Below are 20,092 nucleotides of genomic sequence, written 5' to 3'. Positions count from 1 at the left end.
TGCTCCCCGAAGGGCGATCCTTTTATCTTCAATGATGCCGAATATTTCGTCAACGAAATTTTCGGTGCATATCATGATCACGCTGACTCCCGCAGAAGTGAAAGGGCGCTTCGGGCCGCTCTTTGCAGAGAAGTTCATTGTCATGGTGGACGAGCAGGCCGGCATGGCCGAGATCCTGGAGACCTGCCGCCACCGCGGCACGATCGAGTGGGACATGATGAACAGGCGGCGTGCCTGCGGCGCCCTCTCCTCCGCGGAGGTGCAGGGCTCCTCGATGACGATGCTTGCCCGCCTCGGAAAGTACGAGGCGAACTTCGGGGCGGCAGGCCAGGAGATCGGCGGCCAGGCCCTGGAGGGCGTCGAGGCACAGGGCGACGAAGTCGTCAGCTCCTGGGCCGGGATCGCCGGTGCCGGTGTCGGCGTCGCCGCCTGCCTCCCGCAGGCGCCCGGCGTGATCCGGGCCGAGTACCCGACAGACGAGGACCTCCACATAGGCGGGGCACGGGTCTGCCGGGTACGGATTGTCACGCCGAAGTACGAGAAACTGACCATCGGGATCGACGACACCGACACGAAGCAGGAGGGTGCCACCTGGGTGCTCGCCCTGAAATGTGCCGAGGCGTGCAGGGTGCAGGGGGCTGAGTACCTTAATATGCGACTCGTGCAACTCAACCCGAAGGCCCCTGAAAAGACGACGAACTGCGTCGGTTCGGTGCTGAACTTCGCCGTGAGGCCCGGGTCAGTGGGGCCCCTCCTCGCCTTCGTGAAGGAGTACATCGAGGAGCACGCAGTCTCCGGCGACACAGGGATCGCCTGCTACCGCGGCCTCAACCTCCCCGCGTCAGAGTACGAGAGGAAGATCAAGACCGACCTCATCTCCCGCGAGGAGGTGGAGGCCGAGGCAGAGCGTATCGGCGTCACCTTCATCGATTCCGCGGCGAGCAAGGGGCGGATAGGTGCGTTCGGTGCGGTGCTCTGGGGCAACCGCGGCGTGGAGGCGGCTGGTCTCTATGGGGAACAACCGGGCGGCCGTGTCTGAGGGGCTAAAAGACCCCTATGTGGTGGCGTATCCCCTGATCGCGGCGGTCGCCGATGGTGACGGGAGCCGGATCGAACTGGTGGAGTTCTTCGACTGCCCCGGCGGGGCCCACTGGGTCCGCCGCCACTATGCACAGAGCCCCCTCGTCGTCTCGGCCCGGACGGTGGGGGCGACGACACGGTACGTCCTCAGGGCCGGGTGTGTCCACCTGCCCCTGGAGGGTTCCCGCTTCCCCGCGGGAATCGCGGGCGCCGCGGTAGAGGGCGACGAGATCGCGGTCACCTATCTCGGCATGGGCGGCGGCGGCGTCGGGGCCTCGGCCTGCCGGGCCCGCGGCGGCGGGGTGATCCGGGCGTCGTGCGACGAGTCGGGCGGCGGCAAACTGGCCGGGTCGACGATATGGCTGCCGAGGCGCGAGCGGGTGATCATCGGAGTCGACGACACCGACACCGCTGAGGAGGGGGCGACCTGGACCCTCGTCCACAACATTGCGAAGGCGGTCGCAGACGAGTCGTCCGTGTACCTCTCCCACACGATCGTCCAGCTCTACCCTGTGCCGGAGAGGACGAAGAACTGCGTCGCCTGTGCGGTTGAGTTTGCGTCGTCCGACCCCCACGGGCTTATCGAGCGGTTTGCCGCCCTGCTCAGCCGCCATACCCTCTCCGACGAGACCGGGATGGCGGTGTACGTCGGCTTCGACCCGTCGCCCCTGCGGGCGTACGGCGAGGCCGTGAAGAGGGGCAAGGTCTCGTGGGCCGACCTCGAGGCCGTGCTCGGCGAAGTCAGGGTCGTGATGGACGGCCACGGCCTCATCGGTGCGGTGGCGGCGATCCCCTTCTATACGGACTACGAGGAGGCGACGTCCTTATGGACTGGCTGAGGCTGAAGGCGTCACTCCTTGCCGCGGGAAAGGTGAAGGTCGCGGGCGTCCCCCCCGGCAAATATCTCTCCTCCTCCACCGCGGGGCCCGGCGCCGGCGGCGAGGGTTCTGTCTTTTATTCTGTTGACGGCATGAGAGTCCGTCTTTCGGTGGACCCGACCGCCGACCTCGTCCTCATCCATGAGGGGAAGGGGAACGCGACCATTCCCTTCCGCGGCGAGATGCTGAGGGGCGTCCTTGAGGTGCCGGGCTTCCACTGCCCCCGGCAGGCCTTCATCACCCTCACGTCGTCCTGCATCTTCTCCTGCCGGTACTGTGCTGTCCCTGGCAGGGCCGGGCGGACGAAGAGCACGGAGGAGGTCGTGGCGATGGTCAGGTCTGTCCTCGGGAGGATCGACGCGATCTCCCTGACGAGCGGGGTGGCCGGGAGCATCGAGGAGGAGGAGAGACGCGCCCTCGACGCGGTGCGAGCCCTCGTCCTCTTCGATCTGCCCATCGGCGTCTCCATCTACCCGACGCAGGACTCCCCCCGTCGCCTGAAGGAGGCCGGGGCTATCGAGGTGAAGTTCAACATCGAGGCGGCGACGCCCGGCCTCTTTGCCGGGATGTGCCCGGGCCTTGAGTGGAACCTCGTCTGGGAGGTGCTCGAAGAGTCGGTGCGCCTCTTCGGGAAGAACCATGTCCAGAGCAACGTCATCGTCGGCCTGGGGGAGAGCGACGAGGAGATGGCGGCGGCCGTCAGGAGACTCTGCTCGATCGGGGTGATCCCGGTCCTCCGGCCCCTCACCCCCTCGGCCGGCCTCGCGCACTTCACGCGCCCGTCGGCAGACCGTCTGCTCAGGCTGCATGCGATCGCACAGGCGGAGATGGCGGCGGCCGGGCTCGACGCGAGAGAGGCGAGGACGATGTGTGCGGTATGCATGGGCTGCGACCTCGTGCCCGGGAGGGACTGAGCATGGACGGGGAGGAGGTGCTGGCTCTCGCCCTTTCCGGTGCGGCAGACGCCCTGTACACGGTGCCCGGCTACCCTGTGACCGGGTGCGCGGTGCGGGCCGGCGCGGAGGTCTGCACGAACGAGAAGGTCGCCCTGGAGTACGCCCTCGGCGACTCCCTTGCCCGGAGGCGGGCCGCGGTGGTCGTGAAGCACGTCGGCATGAACCTCCTGGCCGACCCCCTGGTGCAGGCGACGGCCCAGGGGATCGTGGGAGGCGTCGTCGTCGTGGCCGGGGACGACCCTCTCGCCCGCGCCTCACAGGTCGCGGAGGACTCCCGTCACTTCGGCCCCCTGGCGATGGTGCCGGTGGTGGAGGCCGACGGCCCGGAGTCCCTTCCTGCAGCGGTGGAGGAGGCCTTTGCCCTCTCCGGGAGGATGGCGCGGGTGGCCGTCCTCAGGGTCACCCCCGACATCCTCGACGCCCCGGCAACGACCCCCCCTGCCATCCGCGGCAGGAGGGGTGCGGGCGCCCTCGCAGACCCCGCACTGACGATGCGGGGCCGGTGGGAGAGGGCCCTCCAGGTCACGGCGGCGCACGCGGACCACCAGGCCCCGTCTGGCGTCATGGTCACAATCCCGCAGGTCTCTCCCCCGGCAGGGGAACCCGAAAGATTCTCCGACCGGGGGTTCTGCCGTACCTTCTGCCGGCACTGCCCGTACCGCCCGCTCATCTCCCTCCTTGCCGAGCGGGGGATGCGGCCGGCGGTCGATGCTGGCTGTTCCCTCCTTGCGACAAACCCGCCGTACAGGATCGGCGTTGCGAGTTACGGCCTCGGGTCCGCGGTGGCGGTGGGAGCGCGGAGCACAGGGATCGCCCTGATAGGGGACTATGGGCTCCTTCATTCAGGAATAAACGCACTTATCGACGTCTATGAGAAGGGTCTGCCCCTCCTCTGTATTGTCCTTGAGAACAGGCGCATGGGCATGGTCGGCGGTCAGGAGGTGGCCGGGGTGGCGAGGTACCTCGACTGGGCCGGGCCGACAGTCTGCCGCGCCGACGACCTGGCCGGACTGGCGCGGCTGATCGCGCCCGTCGACAGGCCGACGACGGTGGTCGTCACCGGGGCATGCCCCGAAGGAGAGAGTCATGAAAAGGTGGAATGTTGAGATATGCGACGTCACGCTCCGTGACGGTGAGCAGACGCCCGGTGTAACGTTTAACTGCGACGAGAAGAAGGAGATAGCGGGAATCCTTGACGCCACCGGCATCGAGGTGATCGAGGCCGGTTTTCCGGCTGTCTCGGCGAACGAGAAAGAAGCGGTGCGGGAGATCTGCGGGATGGGCCTCGACGCCAGGATATGCGCCCTCGCACGGGCGAAACAGTACGACATCGACGCCGCCCTCGACTGCGGCGTGGACATGATCGGCGTCTTTGCGGCCACCTCAGACCTCCATATCAGGACGAAGTACGGCAGGACGCGCGAGGAGGTGATGGCCGAGACCTGCGCGATGGTCGAGTACGCCCACGACCACGGCGTCACCGTCAGGTTCGGCGCCGAAGACGCCTCCCGTACTCCTCTCCCCCTCCTCATCCAGGCGTACAGGCAGGCTGCCGACGCCGGGGCCGACCTCGTCACCTTTGCCGACACCGTGGGGTGCATGACACCCGCGGAGACCGGGGAGCGGGTGCGCGAGATCCGGGCCGCCATCGACACGCCCATCTGCATCCACTGCCACGACGACCTCGGGTGCGCCACCGCAAACACCGTCACGGCCGCTTCGGAAGGCGCTTTCCAGCTCCACACCACGGTGAATGGCCTTGGCGAACGGGCCGGGAACGCTGCCCTTGAAGAGGTGCTTGTCGTCCTGGCCATGAAGGCCGGGATCACCAGGTACGACCTCTCGCCCCTCCAGAAACTCTCCGGGCGGGTCGAGAAAGCCTCGGGGATCGCGGTCGCGAAGAACAAGGCCGTTGTCGGCGCCCATGCCTTCGCGCATGAGAGCGGTATCCATATCGCCGCGATCCTCCGGGAACCTGAGACCTACGAATACGTGCGCCCCTCTCTTGTGGGTGCGTCGAGGACATTCATTCTCGGCAAACACACGGGGAAGCACGCGATCGAGCATGTCGCCGCATCCCTCGGCTACAAACTCGACGACGCCGGGGTCTCCTGGGTCCTCGCCGAGGTGAAGAGGCGGAGCGAGGCGAAGTGCACGGTGACGCCCGAAGTCCTCCAGGAGATCCTCTGCGCCGCACAGACGGGGGCGGTCTGATGGTCACCCTTGCCGAGGAGATCCTGGGTGCGTCGGCCGGGGAATACGTGGACCGCCGGGTGGACAGGGCCTATGCCCATGACGGCACCGGCGTGCTGGCGCGGGAGGCCTGGCTCTCGATCGGGACGGGGGCCTTCCCCGACCCCGACCGCCGGTACCTCATCTTCGACCACATCGCACCGGCCAACACCTCCCTGACCGCCGACCTCCAGAAGGAACTGCGGGTCTTTGCCCGGCAGCAGGGGATGCACCTCTCCGACGTCGGCGGCGGCGTCTGCCACCAGGTGATGGCCGAGGGGTATGCCCTGCCCGGCGAGGTGATCGTCGGGGCTGACTCGCACTCCTGCACCCTCGGGGCCTTCGGCGCCTTTGCGACAGGCGTCGGGGCGACAGACATGGCCGGCATCTGGGCGACAGGGGAGACCTGGTTCAGGGTGCCGGAGACGACAGGCGTCTTCCTGGAAGGCGCCCTGACCGGTGCGGCCGCGGCGAAGGACATCGCCCTCGCCTATGTCGCCGCCCTCGGCATGGACGGTGCGACGTACCGCGCCCTCGAGTTCGTCGGCGAGGGTGCCGCGGCGCTCTCGATGGCCGACCGCCTCACCCTCTCCAACATGGCGGTGGAGACAGGGGCGAAGGCCGGGATCTTCTATGCCGATGCGGTGACGCGGGAGTACCTTGCCGGTTTCGGCCATGTGGTGGAGGCGCAGACTCCCGCGGCCTGGTATCCTGCCGAGGTCACCCTCGACCTCGGAAATATCGAGCCCCTGCTTGCCCTGCCGCCGCGGGTGGACACGGTCTGCCCGGTGGCCGAGAAGGAGGGCCTGCCCGTGGACCAGGTCTTCCTGGGCACCTGCACCTGCGGGAGGTACGAGGATCTGGAGGCCTTTGCCCGTATCGTGCGGGGGAAGGAGGTCGCCGTGCGGACCGTCGTCGTCCCGGCGTCTCGGGCCGTCCTCGCCCGTGCGGCCTCGACAGGGGTGCTCTCCACGCTCATCGAGGCCGGGTGCGCCGTCGGGACGCCCGGATGCGGCCCCTGTCTCGGCGCCCATATGGGCGTGATCGGCGAGGGAGAGGTCTGCCTCTCGACCGCGAACAGGAACTTCAGGAACAGGATGGGCGTCGGCGGCGAGATCTACCTTGCGTCGCCCCTCACTGCGGCGGTGACCGCCCTTGCCGGAGAGATCCGGTCTCCGGAGGGATGCCTGTGAAGGGCGAAGGGCGTGCCGTTTGCCTGGGGCGGGACATCGACACCGACCTGGTCATCGCGGGGCGGTACCTGCGGACGAAGGACAGGTCTGTCTGGGCGGCCCATGTCTTCGAGGATCTCGACCCCTCCCTTGCCGGGCGCCTTGCCGGGGCGGTGATCGTCGCGGGCCCGAATTTCGGCTGCGGGTCGTCGCGGGAGCAGGCGGCGGTCGCCCTGAAGGAGTGCGGGGTCGTCGCCGTCGCCGCCCCGACCTTTGCCAGAATCTTCTTCAGGAACGCCGTCAATATAGGTCTCCTGGTGCTTGAGTGCGAGATCCCCTGCCCTGAGGACGAGGCTGTACGCTTCGATCTCGATGAGGGCTGGATCGAGGCCGGCGGGATCCGCCGCCCTCTCCGTCCCCTCTCCCCGCGGATGCGGGAGATCCTCAGGTCAGGGGGTCTTGTCCCCTATCTCAACGGAGGCCATGGATGATATTTCCTGAAGAGTGCAAATACGTGGGCCTTGCGAACACAAGGCCCCTCGGGGAGAAGGTCTATTTCCTCTCCCGCTGGCTGATCCGGGAGACCCCCGAAGGCTACGAGATCCTGTCGGTGAAACCTGCCGATGGAGAGGGACTGATGCGTGATGTCGCGGCGACGTGGGTGCTCGCGAGGCCCGACGAGACATATCTGTATCCCGAACCGGTGAATTTCAATGATCGGTCGCGCCTGATCAGCCTTGCGGCGGCCTCGGGATACCGGTGCACCATCTTCCGGAGCCCTGATGAGTCGCGGACCTTTGTCATCGACCCCGACCCGGGATCCCTCCTGACCGTGCATGTCTACGATATCATTCCGCCGCGCCCCCACCTTGCGGCGATCCTTGAGGAACTCGAAGGTGTCGGGCTTTTCGGCGACCTCGGCGTCCGTTTCGAGTATCATATCAGGGACATCAGGGAGACGGCGGCAGAGGTCTACCCCTGCCGTGCCGGCGGCTTTGACCGGACCCTTGATGCCGATCCTCTTGCCGGGAAGGAGCATGTGGCCGGATGCCTCACGGCAAAGCAGTTCTGTTCGGAGAACTACGGGGAAGAAGTGGAGATTGCCGAGATCTGTCCCCTGACACAGGTTGCGGAGGAGCCGTTCATCGCCCGGTGCTGCCGGGGAGAGCGCGAGGGTGTCGGGGAGTGGAACGGGAAGTTCGGCGGCGTGGTTCACTGGGGTGCGGCACCCCACACCATCGACGCGGTCCTCAGGGGTGCGGTGGCCGGGTGGCGGGAGCATGAAGGTAGCGATCGTTCCCGGTGATGGTATCGGGCAGGAGGTGGTGCCGGTGGCCGAGGCGGTGCTCCGCCGCCTCCATCCTGACTGGGACTACTACCATGTCGAGGTCGGGTACGGCCGCTGGCAGAAGTGCGGCTCTGCCATCGGTCCTGCGGAGATGCGGGCCCTCGGGGATGCCGATGTAATCCTCTTCGGGGCGGTGACCACTCCCCCGGACCCTGACTACCGGAGCGTGCTCGTACAGATGAGAAAGGACCTCGATCTGTATGCGAATGTGCGTCCTGTGAAGGGACCGGGCGTCGACCTCACGATCGTTCGGGAGAACACCGAGGGGCTGTACTCGGGGATCGAGTGGGAATTGCCGGGCTCGTACTGCACCCTCCGGGTCGTCACCGAGAAGGGGAGCCGACGGATTGCACGCTTCGCCGCCGGGCTTGCGAAAGGGAGGCGGTTCACCATCGGGACAAAGGCGAATGTCCTCAAGTCCGACACACTCTTCCGCCGCTGCGCTGTCGAGGAGGCCGAGGCCGCGGGGGTGGCGTGGGAGGAGAAGTTCATCGACGCCCTCTGCCTTGACGTGCTGATGCACCCGGCCCGTTATGGCGTCATCGTGACGACGAACATCTTCGGCGACATCCTCTCCGACGCCGCGGGGGCGCTTGTCGGCGGCCTCGGCACCCTCCCCTCGGCGAACATCGGCGACGGCCACGCCCTCTTCGAACCTGTCCACGGTTCGGCCCCCGACATAGCGGGGAAGGGCATCGCAAACCCGGTGGCGGCGATACGGAGCGCAGCAATGCTCCTCGCCCATGCAGGCGATCCGAAAGGGGCGGCAGCGGTGGATGCGACGGTGAACGCCGTTCTTGCAGCGGGCATCCGCACCCACGACCTTGGCGGCACGGCCTCGACCGGGCGGTTCGGTGCGGCAGTGCTGGCGCGGCTGTAGGGTCTGGTGGATCAAATACCTGCACCTGTGTCTCGTGTTGGGGGACTACGCCCCCGGACCTCGAAAACCTACGGTTTTCTAAAACTCCCTTTGGTCGTCCCCGCTCTGGATAGGTTCGGGAAAGGTAGATGAGATCATGATGGGGGAGATTGTCACTCCATCTCTATCCTAAGATGTGGGGGCCGGGGGGCTTGCCCCCCGTGATCCGCCCTCCAGAACAGGAATTCTACAGAGCCGAAAATCGAAGTATTCTTTCTATTCTCTTGGAGCCGTCAAAAAAGTATTCTGAAGCGGAAACGCCTCAGTTCCCTTTCTTTTTCTGCAGGAAAGCGGCGGCCGGGGGGATCAGGCCATGAACGCCGTCCGCGAGGGGGTGGACCTCGATGAGATCTTCGAAGTCGGCGATCGTCCGCCTGTGCCGGATCGCCGCGGCCATGTAGGTGGCGATGATGCCTGCGCCCGGCGAGGCCGCCCAGACGCCTCTGATCTCCCCGGTCTCCGGTTCGACCAGGACCTTGCCGAGGCCGGTGTCGCCCGCGGGCACTGACCAGAAGGAACCCGGCCCTGCCGGTGCCGGCACCGAGAACTCGACCCCCTCGTCGTCCTCCGCAAGGGCGAAGGCAAGGTCGTTTGCGAGGCTGATGCTCTGCGGCACGACTGTGGGAGTGTAGCGCATCTCATGGCCGAGGATGTTCTCCGCCGCGACAATCCCCTGCAGGCGGGCGACCGGGGTGAGGTACGGCCCGCCGGTGACGTCGCCCGCGGCGTACACTCCCGGGACCGAGGTCCGCATCCTGTCGTCCGTGACAATCTCCCCCTTCTGTCCGGTGGCGACGCCGCTGACCATCGAGGCGTTCGGCACGAGGCCGGCGGCAAGGAGGACGGCATCTGCCTGGCACTCTCCCGGCGTCTCCCCGCCATATGCCGCACCGTCCGCCTGTCCTGTCCCGGTGATACGGGTGAGGGGGGCGTTCTCCCTGATCTCGACCCCTGCGAGTTCCTTCAGCGCGAGTTTCCGCAGGCGCGGGTCGAGACTCTTGAGAAAGCCGCTCCGTGCGAGGACCGTCACCCGGCTCCCCAGTTGCCGGAAGATATAGGCGAACTCCGCGGCCGCGATCCCGCCGCCGACGATGACGAGATCATGGGGAAGATCGTGCATCCGCGGCAGGGTGTGTGCGGTGAAGACCCCGGCAAGGCCTGTCCCTTCGACCTCCGGGACGGACGGCACCGACCCTGTGGCGACGATGACTGCCTCAGCCTCGACCTCCTCATCGTCGATGAAGACCTGCCGCCCGCAGAGTCGCGCCGTGCTCCCATACCTGATCTCGACCCCCGCTCCCCGCGTCTCGTGGTCGAGGACGGCCCTGATCTTTGCCTGCACCCCCTCCATCCCGGCAAGGAGGGAGGGAAAATCGATCACCGGTTCGTCCTTGAAGATGCCCGCACCGGCGAACTGCCTGGCTCTCGCCACCGTCCGTGCGGTGTCGTTCAGGGCGCAGACGGCCATGCACCCGTAGTTCAGGCACTGTCCGCCGATAGCGCCCTTCTCGACAAGGGTCACCTCCCGTCCGGCATGGCCGAGGCGGATGGCCGCAAACCGCCCTGCCGGCCCTCCGCCGATGATCACGATCATGGTGCTCAGAAGATCTCCACGCCCTCGTCCATGGGCGTGGTGAGGATCTCGCCGGTATAGGCATTAACCTCGACGATCCTGTTCTTCCCCTCGATCTCCCAGACCGGGACATAGACCAGGGTGATCTCGGTCGATATGTTCCTCCTGTCCGGTTTCAGCGTCTCTTCCTGGTAGAATACGGCGTCGCCCTCTTCCTTTCTGAACCTGACCTTCTGGGTCAGTTCGGCGATCAGGTTGGTTACAGTCTGGTTTTCCGCCTCTTGCTTTGCGATCTTCGGCTGGAGCACTTCGCAGTCATCGGGCATGGCCGAGTCCACTGCATCGGAGAGTGTCATCTCCATCTTCGAACCGTTGATGGCGTTCAGACCACCCCAGCGGTCGGCGTCGAAGGAGACCCTGCGGGAGAGGACGGTCTGGGAACCGCTGCTCGTGCAGTGGTAACACCAGTACGGGACGAAACGGCAGCGCACTTCTCCCCGCGTCCCCGAGATGATCGCGGCGTTCCGGTCGCTGACCTTGACCGGGAGGTGGAGGATCCCGCCGCCGTTCATGGCACGTTGCGCCGGGGAGGCCGTCGTGCTCCTGCCAAGGGAGAAAGTTCTCCCGAAGATCCGCGCAAGGGCCGCCTCTCCGGCATATCTGGCAATCTCGTCCTTCCCCCAGACGGTGCAGTTGTCGGCCCGTGCCGCGGGGTTGAAGGTCACCAGGATCTTCCGGCACTCCTCGATCTCCTCGCCCTGCCTGATGCGGAACCTCCTTCCGTCAAAGTGTCCGATCTCGTCGGCGTCGTCGGATATGAGGACGACATAACTCTCCCTGTCGCCGACGGCCGAGAGGTCGAAGGGTTCGTCGGCGCATTCGACGCCGTAACCGGCGGACTCCAGGATCGTTGCCACAATATCCTGCGTCCGTTCCCGCATTTCTCCTTCCATCTCCTAGAATGTGTCCCTGAACTATAGAACAATTTTTCTATTCTCATGGCGAGAGTATGGTGTGTATCCTCCCCTGAAGTTCATCAACCACCTGATCGAGGAAGAGGCCATGACAGTGACCTACGACCCTGCGGAGGATGAGGGCCTGGTCATCTACAACCTCTCGATGATCAGTGCCGGGGACTTCGAACCGGTCCTCGCCGTCATGAAAGAGGTGTTCCGGGCAGGGATCAGCCCGAGCGGTCTTGTCAGGTTCTACCAGGCCGGCGAGCGTATCGGCGACTATACCATCCCCGACGAGAGGGTCGGGATCTGCACGGTCTGCTCCACCACCATCGACGGCGTGATGATCAGACGCGGCGCCCCCATCCACCCGATCGGCGGCGGCGTCGTGGAGATCGAAGGGGGCCTGCCCAGGCGCTTCACCGACATGATCCTGTACGACGCCACGACCATCGACCCCCTGGAAGTACTCGTCTCCCAGGAGATCACCGACATCACCGGCGTGATCCGGCGTGGACGGGGGAGTGTGCTCGCCAACCTGCGGGAGTGCCATATGGAGGCCGAACCGGTGGTCGCCGCGGTCATCGAGGACCTGGAGCAGAGCATGATCGCCGGTGTCCTCGAGGTCTCGGCGCCGAACGCCCCGATCCTGGGCTTCGGCTGTTCCCCTCAGTATTTTGGGATCTCCATCCTCGGAGGAACCAATGTGATGGCCGCGGTGAAGGAGGCCGGGTATGAGGTCGAGATCAACTCCCTGAGCGGTCTCATCGATGTCGGAGACCTTGCGCCGATCTACTCCCTCTGAAAAAAGTTATATTTCCGTGTTTTTCTCGCCGAAACCGTGGATGAGGTCCCAGTACCGGGAGAAGAACCGGACAAAACCTTCAGCCTCTGAGAAGAGGGCGGTCGGCGCCTCTCCCTGTGACCCCATCGCCACCATCACCTTTGTGCCGTCCGCGAAGAGCATCCCTGCCCGGTCACCTATCTTTCCTTTTTCATGCCAGACAGGCGGCACCGCGGTCGTGACCACCATGCCCTCGGGGACCGCTCCTTCCCAGCGGTCGGCGATCACCTCGATCTGCACCTGTCCGGCCCTCTCCCCGAGTGCATCCCTGAGGTCCTTCAGGAGAGTCCAGCTCCCCATGATCCTGATCTCGCGTCCGGCCTGGTAGATGAGGTCCCGCAGGCGGCTGGTGATATTGGTCTCGCCGAGGATGTTCCAGATCAGTTCCTGGTCTCCCCCCTCGATACTGGTCCGGTCCTGCCAGAGTTCGCCGAGGACGTCCTTCGCATAGGTCGCCTTCTCCTCGATCTCGCGCATCAGGGTGTTGATGGCGTCGTCCGGCGGGGTGGCAGAGAAGCGCTTGGGCGTGGTGTGCGAGACCCTGACCATGTTCTTCTGGAGGAGGCGGTCGAGGACAGGGTAGACTGATGCGCGTGGCACCCCGGAGAGTTCGTGGATCTCGGTCGCCGTCGCCTTCGTCACCTGGAGGAGGGCGACATAGACGAGTGCTTCGTATTTTGTGAGCCCGAGAGTTTTGAGCGCTTCGGCAACGCTCCGGGCATAGTCTGGTGGGGCGGGCATGACACCATATATTTATAGAGTACGCAGATAAATGTTGTTACAACAAAAACAACACGGTGCATATACATGGATATCCGGAAATTCTGTATTCTGGGTCTGGCCCTTGCGGCGCTCATCGCTCCCGCCCTTGCGGGAACAGAGTTCCTCTATGGCAACCCTGAAATGTCTGTGGCAATCTCGGGTACAAACGAGTTTGTCCCCGGCACCGAGGTGCCGGTCACGGTGATCATCTCGAACAGCGGCGTGAACACTGTGATGATCGTCGATTCGAAGACGATCACCCCACAGGATCCGCCGAACCTTGCAAAACTCATGAATGCCGGACTTTCGGCAGGAAAAGCCCCTGTGGAGATCAGGTCTGACGCCCAGCAGATCGGTGACCTCCCCGGCGGCGTGAGCAAGCCGGTCACCTTCCTGGTGAAGTTCAACAAGGACGCCAGGGCAGGCACCTATGACCTCCCCCTGACCCTGAAGTATCAGTATGTCGACTGGACCGAACAGGACAGCGGCAACCTTCTGCGGACCGGGTACCTCGACAAAACGGTGATCCTTCCCCTGAAGGTCACGGTCAAGTCCAATGTCAACCTTGAGGTGGACGAGGTCTCGACCGACCACATCAATGTCGGGACCGAGGGCTACCTCACCCTGAAACTCAGGAACGCGGGCTTCGAGCATGCACAGAAGGCGGTCGCGAAACTTTCCCGCGACGGTGCAAGCCCCCTGATCCCGACCGACGGGAGCGTCTATATCGGCGACTTCAAGCCGGGCGACGTCGTCGAGTGCACCTTCAAGGTCTCGGCCTCCAACGACGCCGAGGCACAGACCTATCCCCTCGATGTGATGGTCCAGTACGAGAAGAACAACGGCGAGAAGGAGACCTCGGACACCGAGATCGTCGGCGTGCCAGTCGGCGGAAAGATCGACTTCGCCATCGTCTCGTCTGCGGCGACCGTGCACCCCGGCCAGAAGGCGACGATCGACGTCACCTACAAGAATGTCGGTTCGGCGACCGCCTACAATGCCCAGGCGCGGATCAGCGCCGTCGACCCCTTCACCTCCAATGACGACACCGCCTATCTCGGCGACCTCGAACCCGGCCAGACCGCGGTCGCCCACTACGCGGTGAGCGTGGACAAGGAGGCGACCGTGAAGCCGTACGGACTCGACTCCGAGATCCGGTACCGCGACGCCCTGGACAACAGCCAGATCTCCGACACGATGAAGATGACCGTGGCCGTCGTGAAGCCCGATCCCCTGGTGGGAGCCCTCACGAACCCGATCGTCATCGCGGTCATCATCGCCGTCCTGATCGGGGCGGGGTATTATATATACAGACGGCGCACATCCGAGTGATGTATTCATGGGACGGACCGCTGCCAGAAGCCCATGTCAGGACTGTCGCCGACATGGCCGGTGTTCTGGCGGCCCCTGAAGCCGCGGGTGAAGACCCCGGCCGCCCTCTCTATTTTATGTATCGGGACCTTGCAAAGACCCCGGACGACCATTCATGGCTCGCCTCCCATGCCCTGAGATACGACATGACGGTGATCCCGGCGGGTCATGTCGGCCCTGAGTTCGTCAAGACGAAAGGGCACTTCCACCCGGCAAACCCTGCCGGCACCGGCTATCCCGAGGTCTATGAGGTCCTGGCCGGCAAGGCGCACTTCCTCCTCCAGACGCGGGACGCCTCTGATGTCGTGCTCGTGGAGGCCGTGGCAGGGGACGTCGTGGTGATCCCCCCCGGGTACGGCCATGTGACGATCAACCCTGGGGCTGACGCGCTCGCCCTTGCAAATATCGTCTCGAACGCCTTTGAAAGCGACTATACGCAGTATGTGGCGATGCGGGGCGCCGCCTATTATGAGATGGCTGACGGGTCACTGGTGAGGAACCCGCGGTACAGCAAGGCGGCACTGGTGCGGCTGGTTGTGCCCGCACCTGTCCCGGAGTTCTGTAATGCGCACGGGACGCTGCTCTCCTCGCTTGTCGGGCATGAGTCCTGCCTCAGGTACCTCAACAGCCCTGAAGAGTACACCCCTGAGTTCACCGGGTGCCTGCGAGATTTGGCGGTGCGGACCGTTTGTGCTCGGACGCCCTGACCCTTTTTAAAACCAGTTCCTCGGTCCCGGTTTCGGGGTCTGTCCACCCTTTTTTTTCGAGTGCCTGCAGGGCCGCGTCGATCTCGACATAGGTGGCGCCGAGTTCCCCTTCGTCTGTCTGGCCCGGCCAGAGGCCTGCTGACGGCGCTTTTTCGACGATCTGCTGCGGCAGGTGCATTGCCCTTGCCACCGCGAAGACCTCAGTCTTGTACAGGTGGAGGATGGGCTGGATGTCCGCGGCGGCGTCGCCGTGTTTGGTGGAGTAGCCGAGGAGGTACTCGGTCCTGTTCGAGGTGCCGCAGACCATCAGGCCCTCCCTGTTGGCGACCGCATAGAGGATCGCCATCCTCGTCCTCGCCATCAGGTTGCCGGTGAGGTACGGGGTCGCGGTGAGGTCGGGGTACTGCCTGTAGGCCTCCATCACCGGTTCGATCGAGATCACCCGGTGCTCTATCCCGAGGAAATGGCAGAGTTCCGCGGCGTCTACCAGGTCTTCGGCTCTCGTCACCGCACTCGGGAGGGCGATCCCGACGACGTGCTCGGGCCCGATTGCACGGGCGGCGAAGGCCGCCGCCACGCCTGAGTCCACGCCCCCGCTGACGCCGACGACGATCCCTTTCGCCCCGGCGCTCCATACCGCGTGGCGGATCATCTGGTCCACCGCTTCCATTACGCATCCAATCTCTTTTTCCATGATTTTCACCTGCTCTGGCTCTGTAAAATCCCTTTTCTGGAGTGACTGTGCCGGGGGGCTGCCGCCCCCCTGCCATTAGGATAGGGGGTGAATGGCACTTTCCCTCCTCTGTATTTTCAATTCTGTCTTCCCGAGTCAATCCTAAGTTCGGGGGCAACGAGCGATAGCGAGTTCGAGAAAACCGTAAGGTTTTCGAGGTAGTCCCCCGGTGGACAGTATGGGGATGGCAGCGAACCCACCCGTCCCTCCATTGGACCAGAGGGGTATCCCGCGACTGGCGTATGAGGATTTCTATGGAGTCCATATTATACCGTCCTGATAAATCGCCTGAGCGCCTGTGCGTCGCCGACGGCGATGACGACGTCCCCCTGGTTGACCACCTCGGCGGCTCCCGGCGCGACGACCGCCCTGCCTCCTCCCTCGATCCCGGCGACCCGCACGCCGCATCGTCCTTCCACCCGGCCGACAGAGATCTGCGTCCACTTCATTGCCCGGCGCATGACAACCTTCTGCCCGTCAGGGAGGTCGAGGAGGATCCTCACCGATTCCGAGAGGATGACTCCGGCGATCGCCTGACCCCCGATCGTCGGGAGGAGTGTGACAAAGTCGGCGCCTGCAAGATAAAGTTTGTCCACCGACGCCGGTTCATTTGCCCGTGCAAGGATCCTGATCCCGGGGTTGAGGTTTCTGGCCATCAGGGTGGTGAAGATGTTCGTGTCGTCGTTGTTGAGGGCGACGATGCAGGTCGTCGCGTCCTCGATATGGGCCTTCTTCAGCACCTCTTCGTCTTCGGCCTTTCCGACGACGTCTGCGGCCGGGTCTTTTCTGTCGATGACGATTGTGGGGGTACCTGCGGCGGCGAGTTCGCGGCCTGCCGCCTTCCCGACGTCCCCGAGACCCGCGATGATGACGAACTCGCCGCTGTCTCCCTCCCCGGCAAAGACCTCCTCCGACGCCTGCCTGACCTCCTCGGCCGTGCCGAGGAGGACGAGCATCGTCGCGACGTCGAGCCTGTCACTCCCTCCGGGGAAAGTAATGAACCGCCCGCCTTTCCAGAAGAAGAGTGCGGAAGCATTGTATTTTTCCGGGAGTGCCAGTTCGGCGAGGGTCCGCCCTGCGGCATGGGACCCGGCGGTGATCGGGATGCTGACCAGGGTGAGGCCTGCCGCCCCCTCGCCTCCCTCCCCGGAAGACCCGAGGATCGTCTCCCCCGGCCTCCATGCAGCCGCGTGCCGCCCGAGGATCTTTCCTGCCGTGTTCTTCGGGGAGAGGACGTACTCGGCCCCGGCGTACCTGAGGTACCGGTCGTAGGCCGGGTTGTCGACGACGGCGACGATACGCGCACGCGTCATCCCCCTGATCCCGAGGATGATCGAGGCGGCGACGCCCTCGCGTTCGCAGATGACGACGGTGTCGGCATCCTCGATGCAGGCATTCCTCCAGGTGGAGGCCGCGGTGTAATCGCCCCTGACCACCCACGCCTCCTTTCCGAAGATCTCCTGGAAGTGTTTTGCCCGTTCCTTCTGCTCCTCGACGATGACGATGGGGAGGTCGGCGATGGTGAGACTCTCGATGAGCGACCTGATCATCTCGCCCGGGCCGACGATGATCACGTGACTCTTCAGCGGCGAAGGGAGGACGCCGGGCGGGTCGGCCCTGAGGTGCTCGGAGATCGCCGGCGCGAGGAGGAGAGGGATGAGCATGAAGATGAGGAAGACGCCGCTTGCGATCATCAGGATGGCGAGGAGGATCGTATACCCGCTCTGGAAGGGGAGGAGGTCACCGTAGCCGACGGTGGTGATCGTCTCGACGACAAAGAGGGCGGCCTCCTCCCACGAGAGGGCCCGCCCCTCCCAGAGGGGAAAGACGTACCGTACGATCAGGGTGAAGACGATGAGGTAGGACGCGAGGAGACCGAGGTACAGGATGATCCGGGCTCGCGGCATGGCCGTGACCTGCCGCCACAGGGTGCCCGGCCTCCTCATCGCACCCCCCCGCTGTCCCGGCAGATCGCGGCGAGTTCGTCCCTGAGATTTTTGAGGGCGAACTTCGTCGCCGGGTGGCGGCCGGTATAGTCGTCCAGAAGGGCCCGTGTATCGTCCCTGAGGCCTCCGGCGGCAGGTGCGGGCGCTTCTGCGGCGTGTTCCAGGGTGAGGCGTGCATAGAGAGCGACCTCCTCCGCTGGGATAGCCGAGAAGGGTGCGATCCGTGGGATGGCAGACTGTCCGGTCTCCCGGGTTCCGGCCAGGCGGTCGGCGCCGCCTTCGAGGACAGTCACCAGCACGTCAAGAGCGATATCGTCGAGGACTGTCCCGATGGCGATCTTCGTCGCCCCAAGGTTCTGTGCGACCGTTTCCGGGTCGCGCCCTCCTGTCATCTCATGGCAGGGGACGCCGAGGTCTCCTGCGGCCTGCCTGGCAGTGTCGTCCCCTCCGTCCGTGACGAGGGCGAGGACCGAGATGTCGGGCCGCCCCCCGAAGACCTTCACCAGGAAACCGAGAAGAGCGGCCGATGCCGGGTCCCCGCGGAGGAGGACGGCGATGACGTCGCCGGTGGCCAACCAGCGCTGTCGCCTGATCTCCCGTTTCGCCTTCGCCTCCACGTCGGCGATGAAGTGGTCGCGGCAGAGGCGGAGCCCTGAATAGCGCTGGAAGATGACGGCGTCCCTCCTGCACTTTGAGCACTTCATTGCCCTGACCCAATCAACTTTTATCCCGCTACCTGATATAATCTGTAGTATTCATGTCAGTTTCTCCAGAGCGCGTCAGGGCGCTTCATAAATACGACCTTCGCGTCCTCCTATCCCTCGAGCGGCTCATGCAGCGGTACGAGTGGGTGCCCCTGGACGCCCTGAAGGCTTCGACAAAGTTGTCTGACTCGGAACTTGAATATCGCCTCCAGCGCCTCATCGAATGGAACCTGATCCGCTATGACGCCGTCCCGTACCCCGGCTATGCCCTCATGTTCGGGGGCTATGACGTCATCGCCCTCCGCACCCTCACGCAGAAGGGGACGGTCTCGGCCCTTGGCAGTCTCATTGGCGTCGGTAAGGAGTCAGAGGTCTACGAAGGCCTCGGCCTCGGCCCGGTCGTCCTGAAGATCCATCATGTGGGGCAGCAGTCCTTCCAGGCGGTGCGGAAAGAGCGGGGCTATATGCCGGAGTCGGGGCACTGTCCCTGGATCTTCGCCTCGGCATGCTCGGCCGAGCAGGAGTTCACCGCCCTCCAGAAGCTCTCTCCCGAGGTCTCGGTGCCGCTGCCTATCGACCGCTCCCGCCATGTCGTCGTGATGTCGCAGATCATGGGGGTGAACCTCAACCGCTGCACTCTCGATGAGCCGCGGCTTATTCTCGACGAGATTCTGGAGAATGTGGGCCGTGCCTACGCGAAGGGGTTTATCCATGGGGATCTCTCCGAATACAATGTGATGGTCGATGAGAGCAGGGTCTGGATCATCGACTGGCCCCAGTGGATCGCGACCAACCACCCGAACGCCGATACGATCCTGCGGCGCGATATCGAGAATGTGCTCAGGTTTTTCAAGAGGAAGTACAGGATAGACTATCCCACCGAGGAGGCGGTGCGATCGGTGGTCCGGTGAAGGTCTTCGGGGTAGATGTCATCAAGGGGTCGGTGCGGTCCAGAACCCAGCGACCTGTCTATGCTCTGGTTGTCCTCGAGGACGGGACGGTCGTCTCGACCTCGCAGGTGACGGCGTTCAGGCTCTCCCGCCTTGTCGCTACGGAGGAGCCCGATATCCTCGCCACCGACTCGGTCCAGGAACTCGCCCCTGACCAGCACGCCCTCGTCGCCTTCATGCAGACCCTCCCGACACAGACCCTGCTCGTGCAGGTGACCGGCGGCGAGCGGAAGGAGACCCTCCAGAAGGTGGCGGCCAGGTACAATATCGTGGCCGAGAAGACCGACCCCTTTGCCGAGGCCGGGGCGGCGGCGCGGATCGCGTACCTCGGCGGCGGTGCGGCGGTGATCGCCTTCGAGAACACGACCGGGATCACCGTCTCCCGCCACCGCTCGCCAGGGCGGGGCGGGTGGAGCCAGAACAGGTACGTGCGCAAGATGCACGGGGCTGTGCGGGAGAAGGCCCGCGAGGTGGAGGGGCACCTCGTGGCCGCCGGGCTGCGGTACGAGAAGAGCGAACGCCTCGCATTCGGTGGGTTCTCCCGGGTGGACTTCACGGTCTATGCCCCGCGGGGCGAGATCCCTATCCGGGCCTATACGGGCGCCGACGCGCAGGTGCGGGTGGCAGGGAAGAAACTCGACAGGATCCGGTACCGGCCTCTCACAGGAAAGAGGAAGTACCTTATTGTCGGGATCGATCCCGGGACGACGACCGGCATCGGGGCTGTGGACCTCGACGGCGATGTCGTGGACCTCTATTCTTCCCGCCAGATGGGGACGGCCGAGATCATCGAGCACCTCACGGCGGTGGGCAAGCCCCTGATCGTCGCCTCCGACGTCACGCCGATGCCCGACGCGGTGGAAAAGGTGCGGCGGGCCTTCAACGCGATCGCGTACGTGCCCCCGCAGGACAGGAGCGTGGAGGGCAAACTCGAACTGACGGTCGGGACAGGGTATGCAAA

General features: G+C 64.8%; 20 protein-coding genes. 14 read left to right on the top strand and 6 right to left on the bottom strand.

The features are described 5' to 3' along the window. The first annotated feature begins 73 nt into the window (after positions 1-73). Genes PHP59_RS06080 through PHP59_RS06040 form a run of 9 tightly spaced genes read left to right on the top strand, consistent with a single transcriptional unit; the run spans position 74 to position 8,546 of the window. The gene (locus tag PHP59_RS06080) at positions 74-1,039 is read left to right on the top strand and encodes a tRNA(Ile2) 2-agmatinylcytidine synthetase (RefSeq protein ID WP_300165084.1); all 966 of its coding nucleotides are present in this window, start codon (positions 74-76) and stop codon (positions 1,037-1,039) included. Further along, positions 1,011-1,919 (top strand): methanogenesis marker protein 11, encoded by a 909-nt coding sequence (gene mmp11, locus PHP59_RS06075; protein ID WP_300165082.1) that lies wholly within the window; start codon positions 1,011-1,013, stop codon positions 1,917-1,919. Before PHP59_RS06080 ends, mmp11 begins: the two co-directional genes overlap by 29 nt. Beyond that, a complete protein-coding gene (locus PHP59_RS06070) occupies positions 1,907-2,872 on the top strand; it encodes a radical SAM protein (protein ID WP_300165080.1) in 966 nt (321 codons plus the stop codon). Before mmp11 ends, PHP59_RS06070 begins: the two co-directional genes overlap by 13 nt. A 2-nt stretch (positions 2,873-2,874) precedes the next feature. Further along, positions 2,875-4,020: a thiamine pyrophosphate-dependent enzyme gene (locus tag PHP59_RS06065; protein WP_300165078.1), complete on the top strand. Its 1,146-nt coding sequence runs from the start codon at positions 2,875-2,877 to the stop codon at positions 4,018-4,020. Further along, positions 4,001-5,128 carry a homocitrate synthase family protein gene (locus tag PHP59_RS06060; protein ID WP_300165076.1) on the top strand — a complete coding sequence of 376 codons (1,128 nt, stop codon included), beginning with the start codon at positions 4,001-4,003 and terminating at the stop codon, positions 5,126-5,128. Before PHP59_RS06065 ends, PHP59_RS06060 begins: the two co-directional genes overlap by 20 nt. Next, positions 5,128-6,339 (top strand): aconitase/3-isopropylmalate dehydratase large subunit family protein, encoded by a 1,212-nt coding sequence (locus PHP59_RS06055; protein ID WP_300165074.1) that lies wholly within the window; start codon positions 5,128-5,130, stop codon positions 6,337-6,339. Before PHP59_RS06060 ends, PHP59_RS06055 begins: the two co-directional genes overlap by 1 nt. Continuing rightward, complete coding sequence (locus PHP59_RS06050) at positions 6,336-6,809, top strand: 3-isopropylmalate dehydratase (RefSeq protein ID WP_300165072.1); 474 nt, start codon at positions 6,336-6,338, stop codon at positions 6,807-6,809. Before PHP59_RS06055 ends, PHP59_RS06050 begins: the two co-directional genes overlap by 4 nt. Beyond that, the gene (locus PHP59_RS06045; protein ID WP_300165070.1) at positions 6,806-7,624 is read left to right on the top strand and encodes a hypothetical protein; all 819 of its coding nucleotides are present in this window, start codon (positions 6,806-6,808) and stop codon (positions 7,622-7,624) included. Before PHP59_RS06050 ends, PHP59_RS06045 begins: the two co-directional genes overlap by 4 nt. Further along, positions 7,599-8,546 (top strand): isocitrate/isopropylmalate family dehydrogenase, encoded by a 948-nt coding sequence (locus PHP59_RS06040; RefSeq protein ID WP_300165068.1) that lies wholly within the window; start codon positions 7,599-7,601, stop codon positions 8,544-8,546. The genes PHP59_RS06045 and PHP59_RS06040 overlap by 26 nt, the downstream gene beginning before the upstream one ends. A 301-nt stretch (positions 8,547-8,847) precedes the next feature. Here the strand turns inward: PHP59_RS06040 and PHP59_RS06035 are convergent, their stop codons facing one another. Both PHP59_RS06035 and PHP59_RS06030 read right to left on the bottom strand, forming a co-directional pair. Beyond that, positions 8,848-10,179 carry an NAD(P)/FAD-dependent oxidoreductase gene (locus PHP59_RS06035; RefSeq protein WP_300165066.1) on the bottom strand — a complete coding sequence of 444 codons (1,332 nt, stop codon included), beginning with the start codon at positions 10,177-10,179 and terminating at the stop codon, positions 8,848-8,850. A 5-nt stretch (positions 10,180-10,184) separates the two neighbouring features. After that, complete coding sequence (locus tag PHP59_RS06030) at positions 10,185-11,111, bottom strand: hypothetical protein (RefSeq protein WP_300165064.1); 927 nt, start codon at positions 11,109-11,111, stop codon at positions 10,185-10,187. 61 nt (positions 11,112-11,172) lie between these two features. Here PHP59_RS06030 and PHP59_RS06025 point away from each other — a divergent pair, with 61 nt between their 5' ends. After that, entirely contained in the window at positions 11,173-11,919 is a 747-nt protein-coding gene (locus tag PHP59_RS06025) for a DUF128 domain-containing protein (RefSeq protein WP_300165062.1), read from the top strand. A 6-nt stretch (positions 11,920-11,925) separates the two neighbouring features. Here PHP59_RS06025 and PHP59_RS06020 read toward each other — a convergent pair whose 3' ends face one another. Continuing rightward, positions 11,926-12,699: a TrmB family transcriptional regulator gene (locus tag PHP59_RS06020; RefSeq protein ID WP_300165060.1), complete on the bottom strand. Its 774-nt coding sequence runs from the start codon at positions 12,697-12,699 to the stop codon at positions 11,926-11,928. Between the two features lie 66 nt (positions 12,700-12,765). On the opposite strand from PHP59_RS06020, the gene PHP59_RS06015 reads away from it, so the two are divergent. Both PHP59_RS06015 and PHP59_RS06010 read left to right on the top strand, forming a co-directional pair. Further along, the gene (locus PHP59_RS06015) at positions 12,766-14,052 is read left to right on the top strand and encodes an S-layer protein (RefSeq protein ID WP_300165057.1); all 1,287 of its coding nucleotides are present in this window, start codon (positions 12,766-12,768) and stop codon (positions 14,050-14,052) included. Beyond that, on the top strand, positions 14,052-14,798 hold the full coding sequence (locus PHP59_RS06010) for a glucose-6-phosphate isomerase family protein (protein WP_300165055.1): 747 nt from the start codon (positions 14,052-14,054) through the stop codon (positions 14,796-14,798). Before PHP59_RS06015 ends, PHP59_RS06010 begins: the two co-directional genes overlap by 1 nt. Here the strand turns inward: PHP59_RS06010 and PHP59_RS06005 are convergent. The 3 genes from PHP59_RS06005 to PHP59_RS05995 all read right to left on the bottom strand — a co-directional run bounded on the left by PHP59_RS06005 (position 14,743) and on the right by PHP59_RS05995 (position 18,181). Next, positions 14,743-15,492 carry an NAD+ synthase gene (locus PHP59_RS06005; protein ID WP_300165053.1) on the bottom strand — a complete coding sequence of 250 codons (750 nt, stop codon included), beginning with the start codon at positions 15,490-15,492 and terminating at the stop codon, positions 14,743-14,745. The genes PHP59_RS06010 and PHP59_RS06005 overlap by 56 nt on opposite strands. 305 nt (positions 15,493-15,797) lie before the next feature. Beyond that, on the bottom strand, positions 15,798-17,477 hold the full coding sequence (locus PHP59_RS06000; RefSeq protein WP_300165051.1) for a TrkA family potassium uptake protein: 1,680 nt from the start codon (positions 17,475-17,477) through the stop codon (positions 15,798-15,800). Next, positions 17,474-18,181, bottom strand: coding sequence for a tRNA(Ile)-lysidine synthase (locus PHP59_RS05995; protein WP_300165049.1), 708 nt, complete (start codon positions 18,179-18,181; stop codon positions 17,474-17,476). Before PHP59_RS05995 ends, PHP59_RS06000 begins: the two co-directional genes overlap by 4 nt. Before the next feature lie 53 nt (positions 18,182-18,234). On the opposite strand from PHP59_RS05995, the gene PHP59_RS05990 reads away from it, so the two are divergent. Together PHP59_RS05990 and PHP59_RS05985 are read left to right on the top strand one after the other, a co-directional pair. Next, positions 18,235-19,092, top strand: coding sequence for an RIO1 family regulatory kinase/ATPase (locus tag PHP59_RS05990; RefSeq protein WP_300165047.1), 858 nt, complete (start codon positions 18,235-18,237; stop codon positions 19,090-19,092). Beyond that, positions 19,089-20,092, top strand: a 1,004-nt coding sequence (locus PHP59_RS05985) for a DUF460 domain-containing protein (RefSeq protein ID WP_300165045.1), incomplete at its 3' end; no start/stop codon positions are given. The genes PHP59_RS05990 and PHP59_RS05985, both read left to right, overlap by 4 nt.

It is taken from the genome of Methanofollis sp., from assembly GCF_028702905.1.
Classification (GTDB): Archaea; Halobacteriota; Methanomicrobia; order Methanomicrobiales; family Methanofollaceae; genus Methanofollis.
The sequence above is the reverse complement of the archived record's forward strand: the minus strand, read 5'-3'. Positions and strand labels throughout refer to the sequence as shown.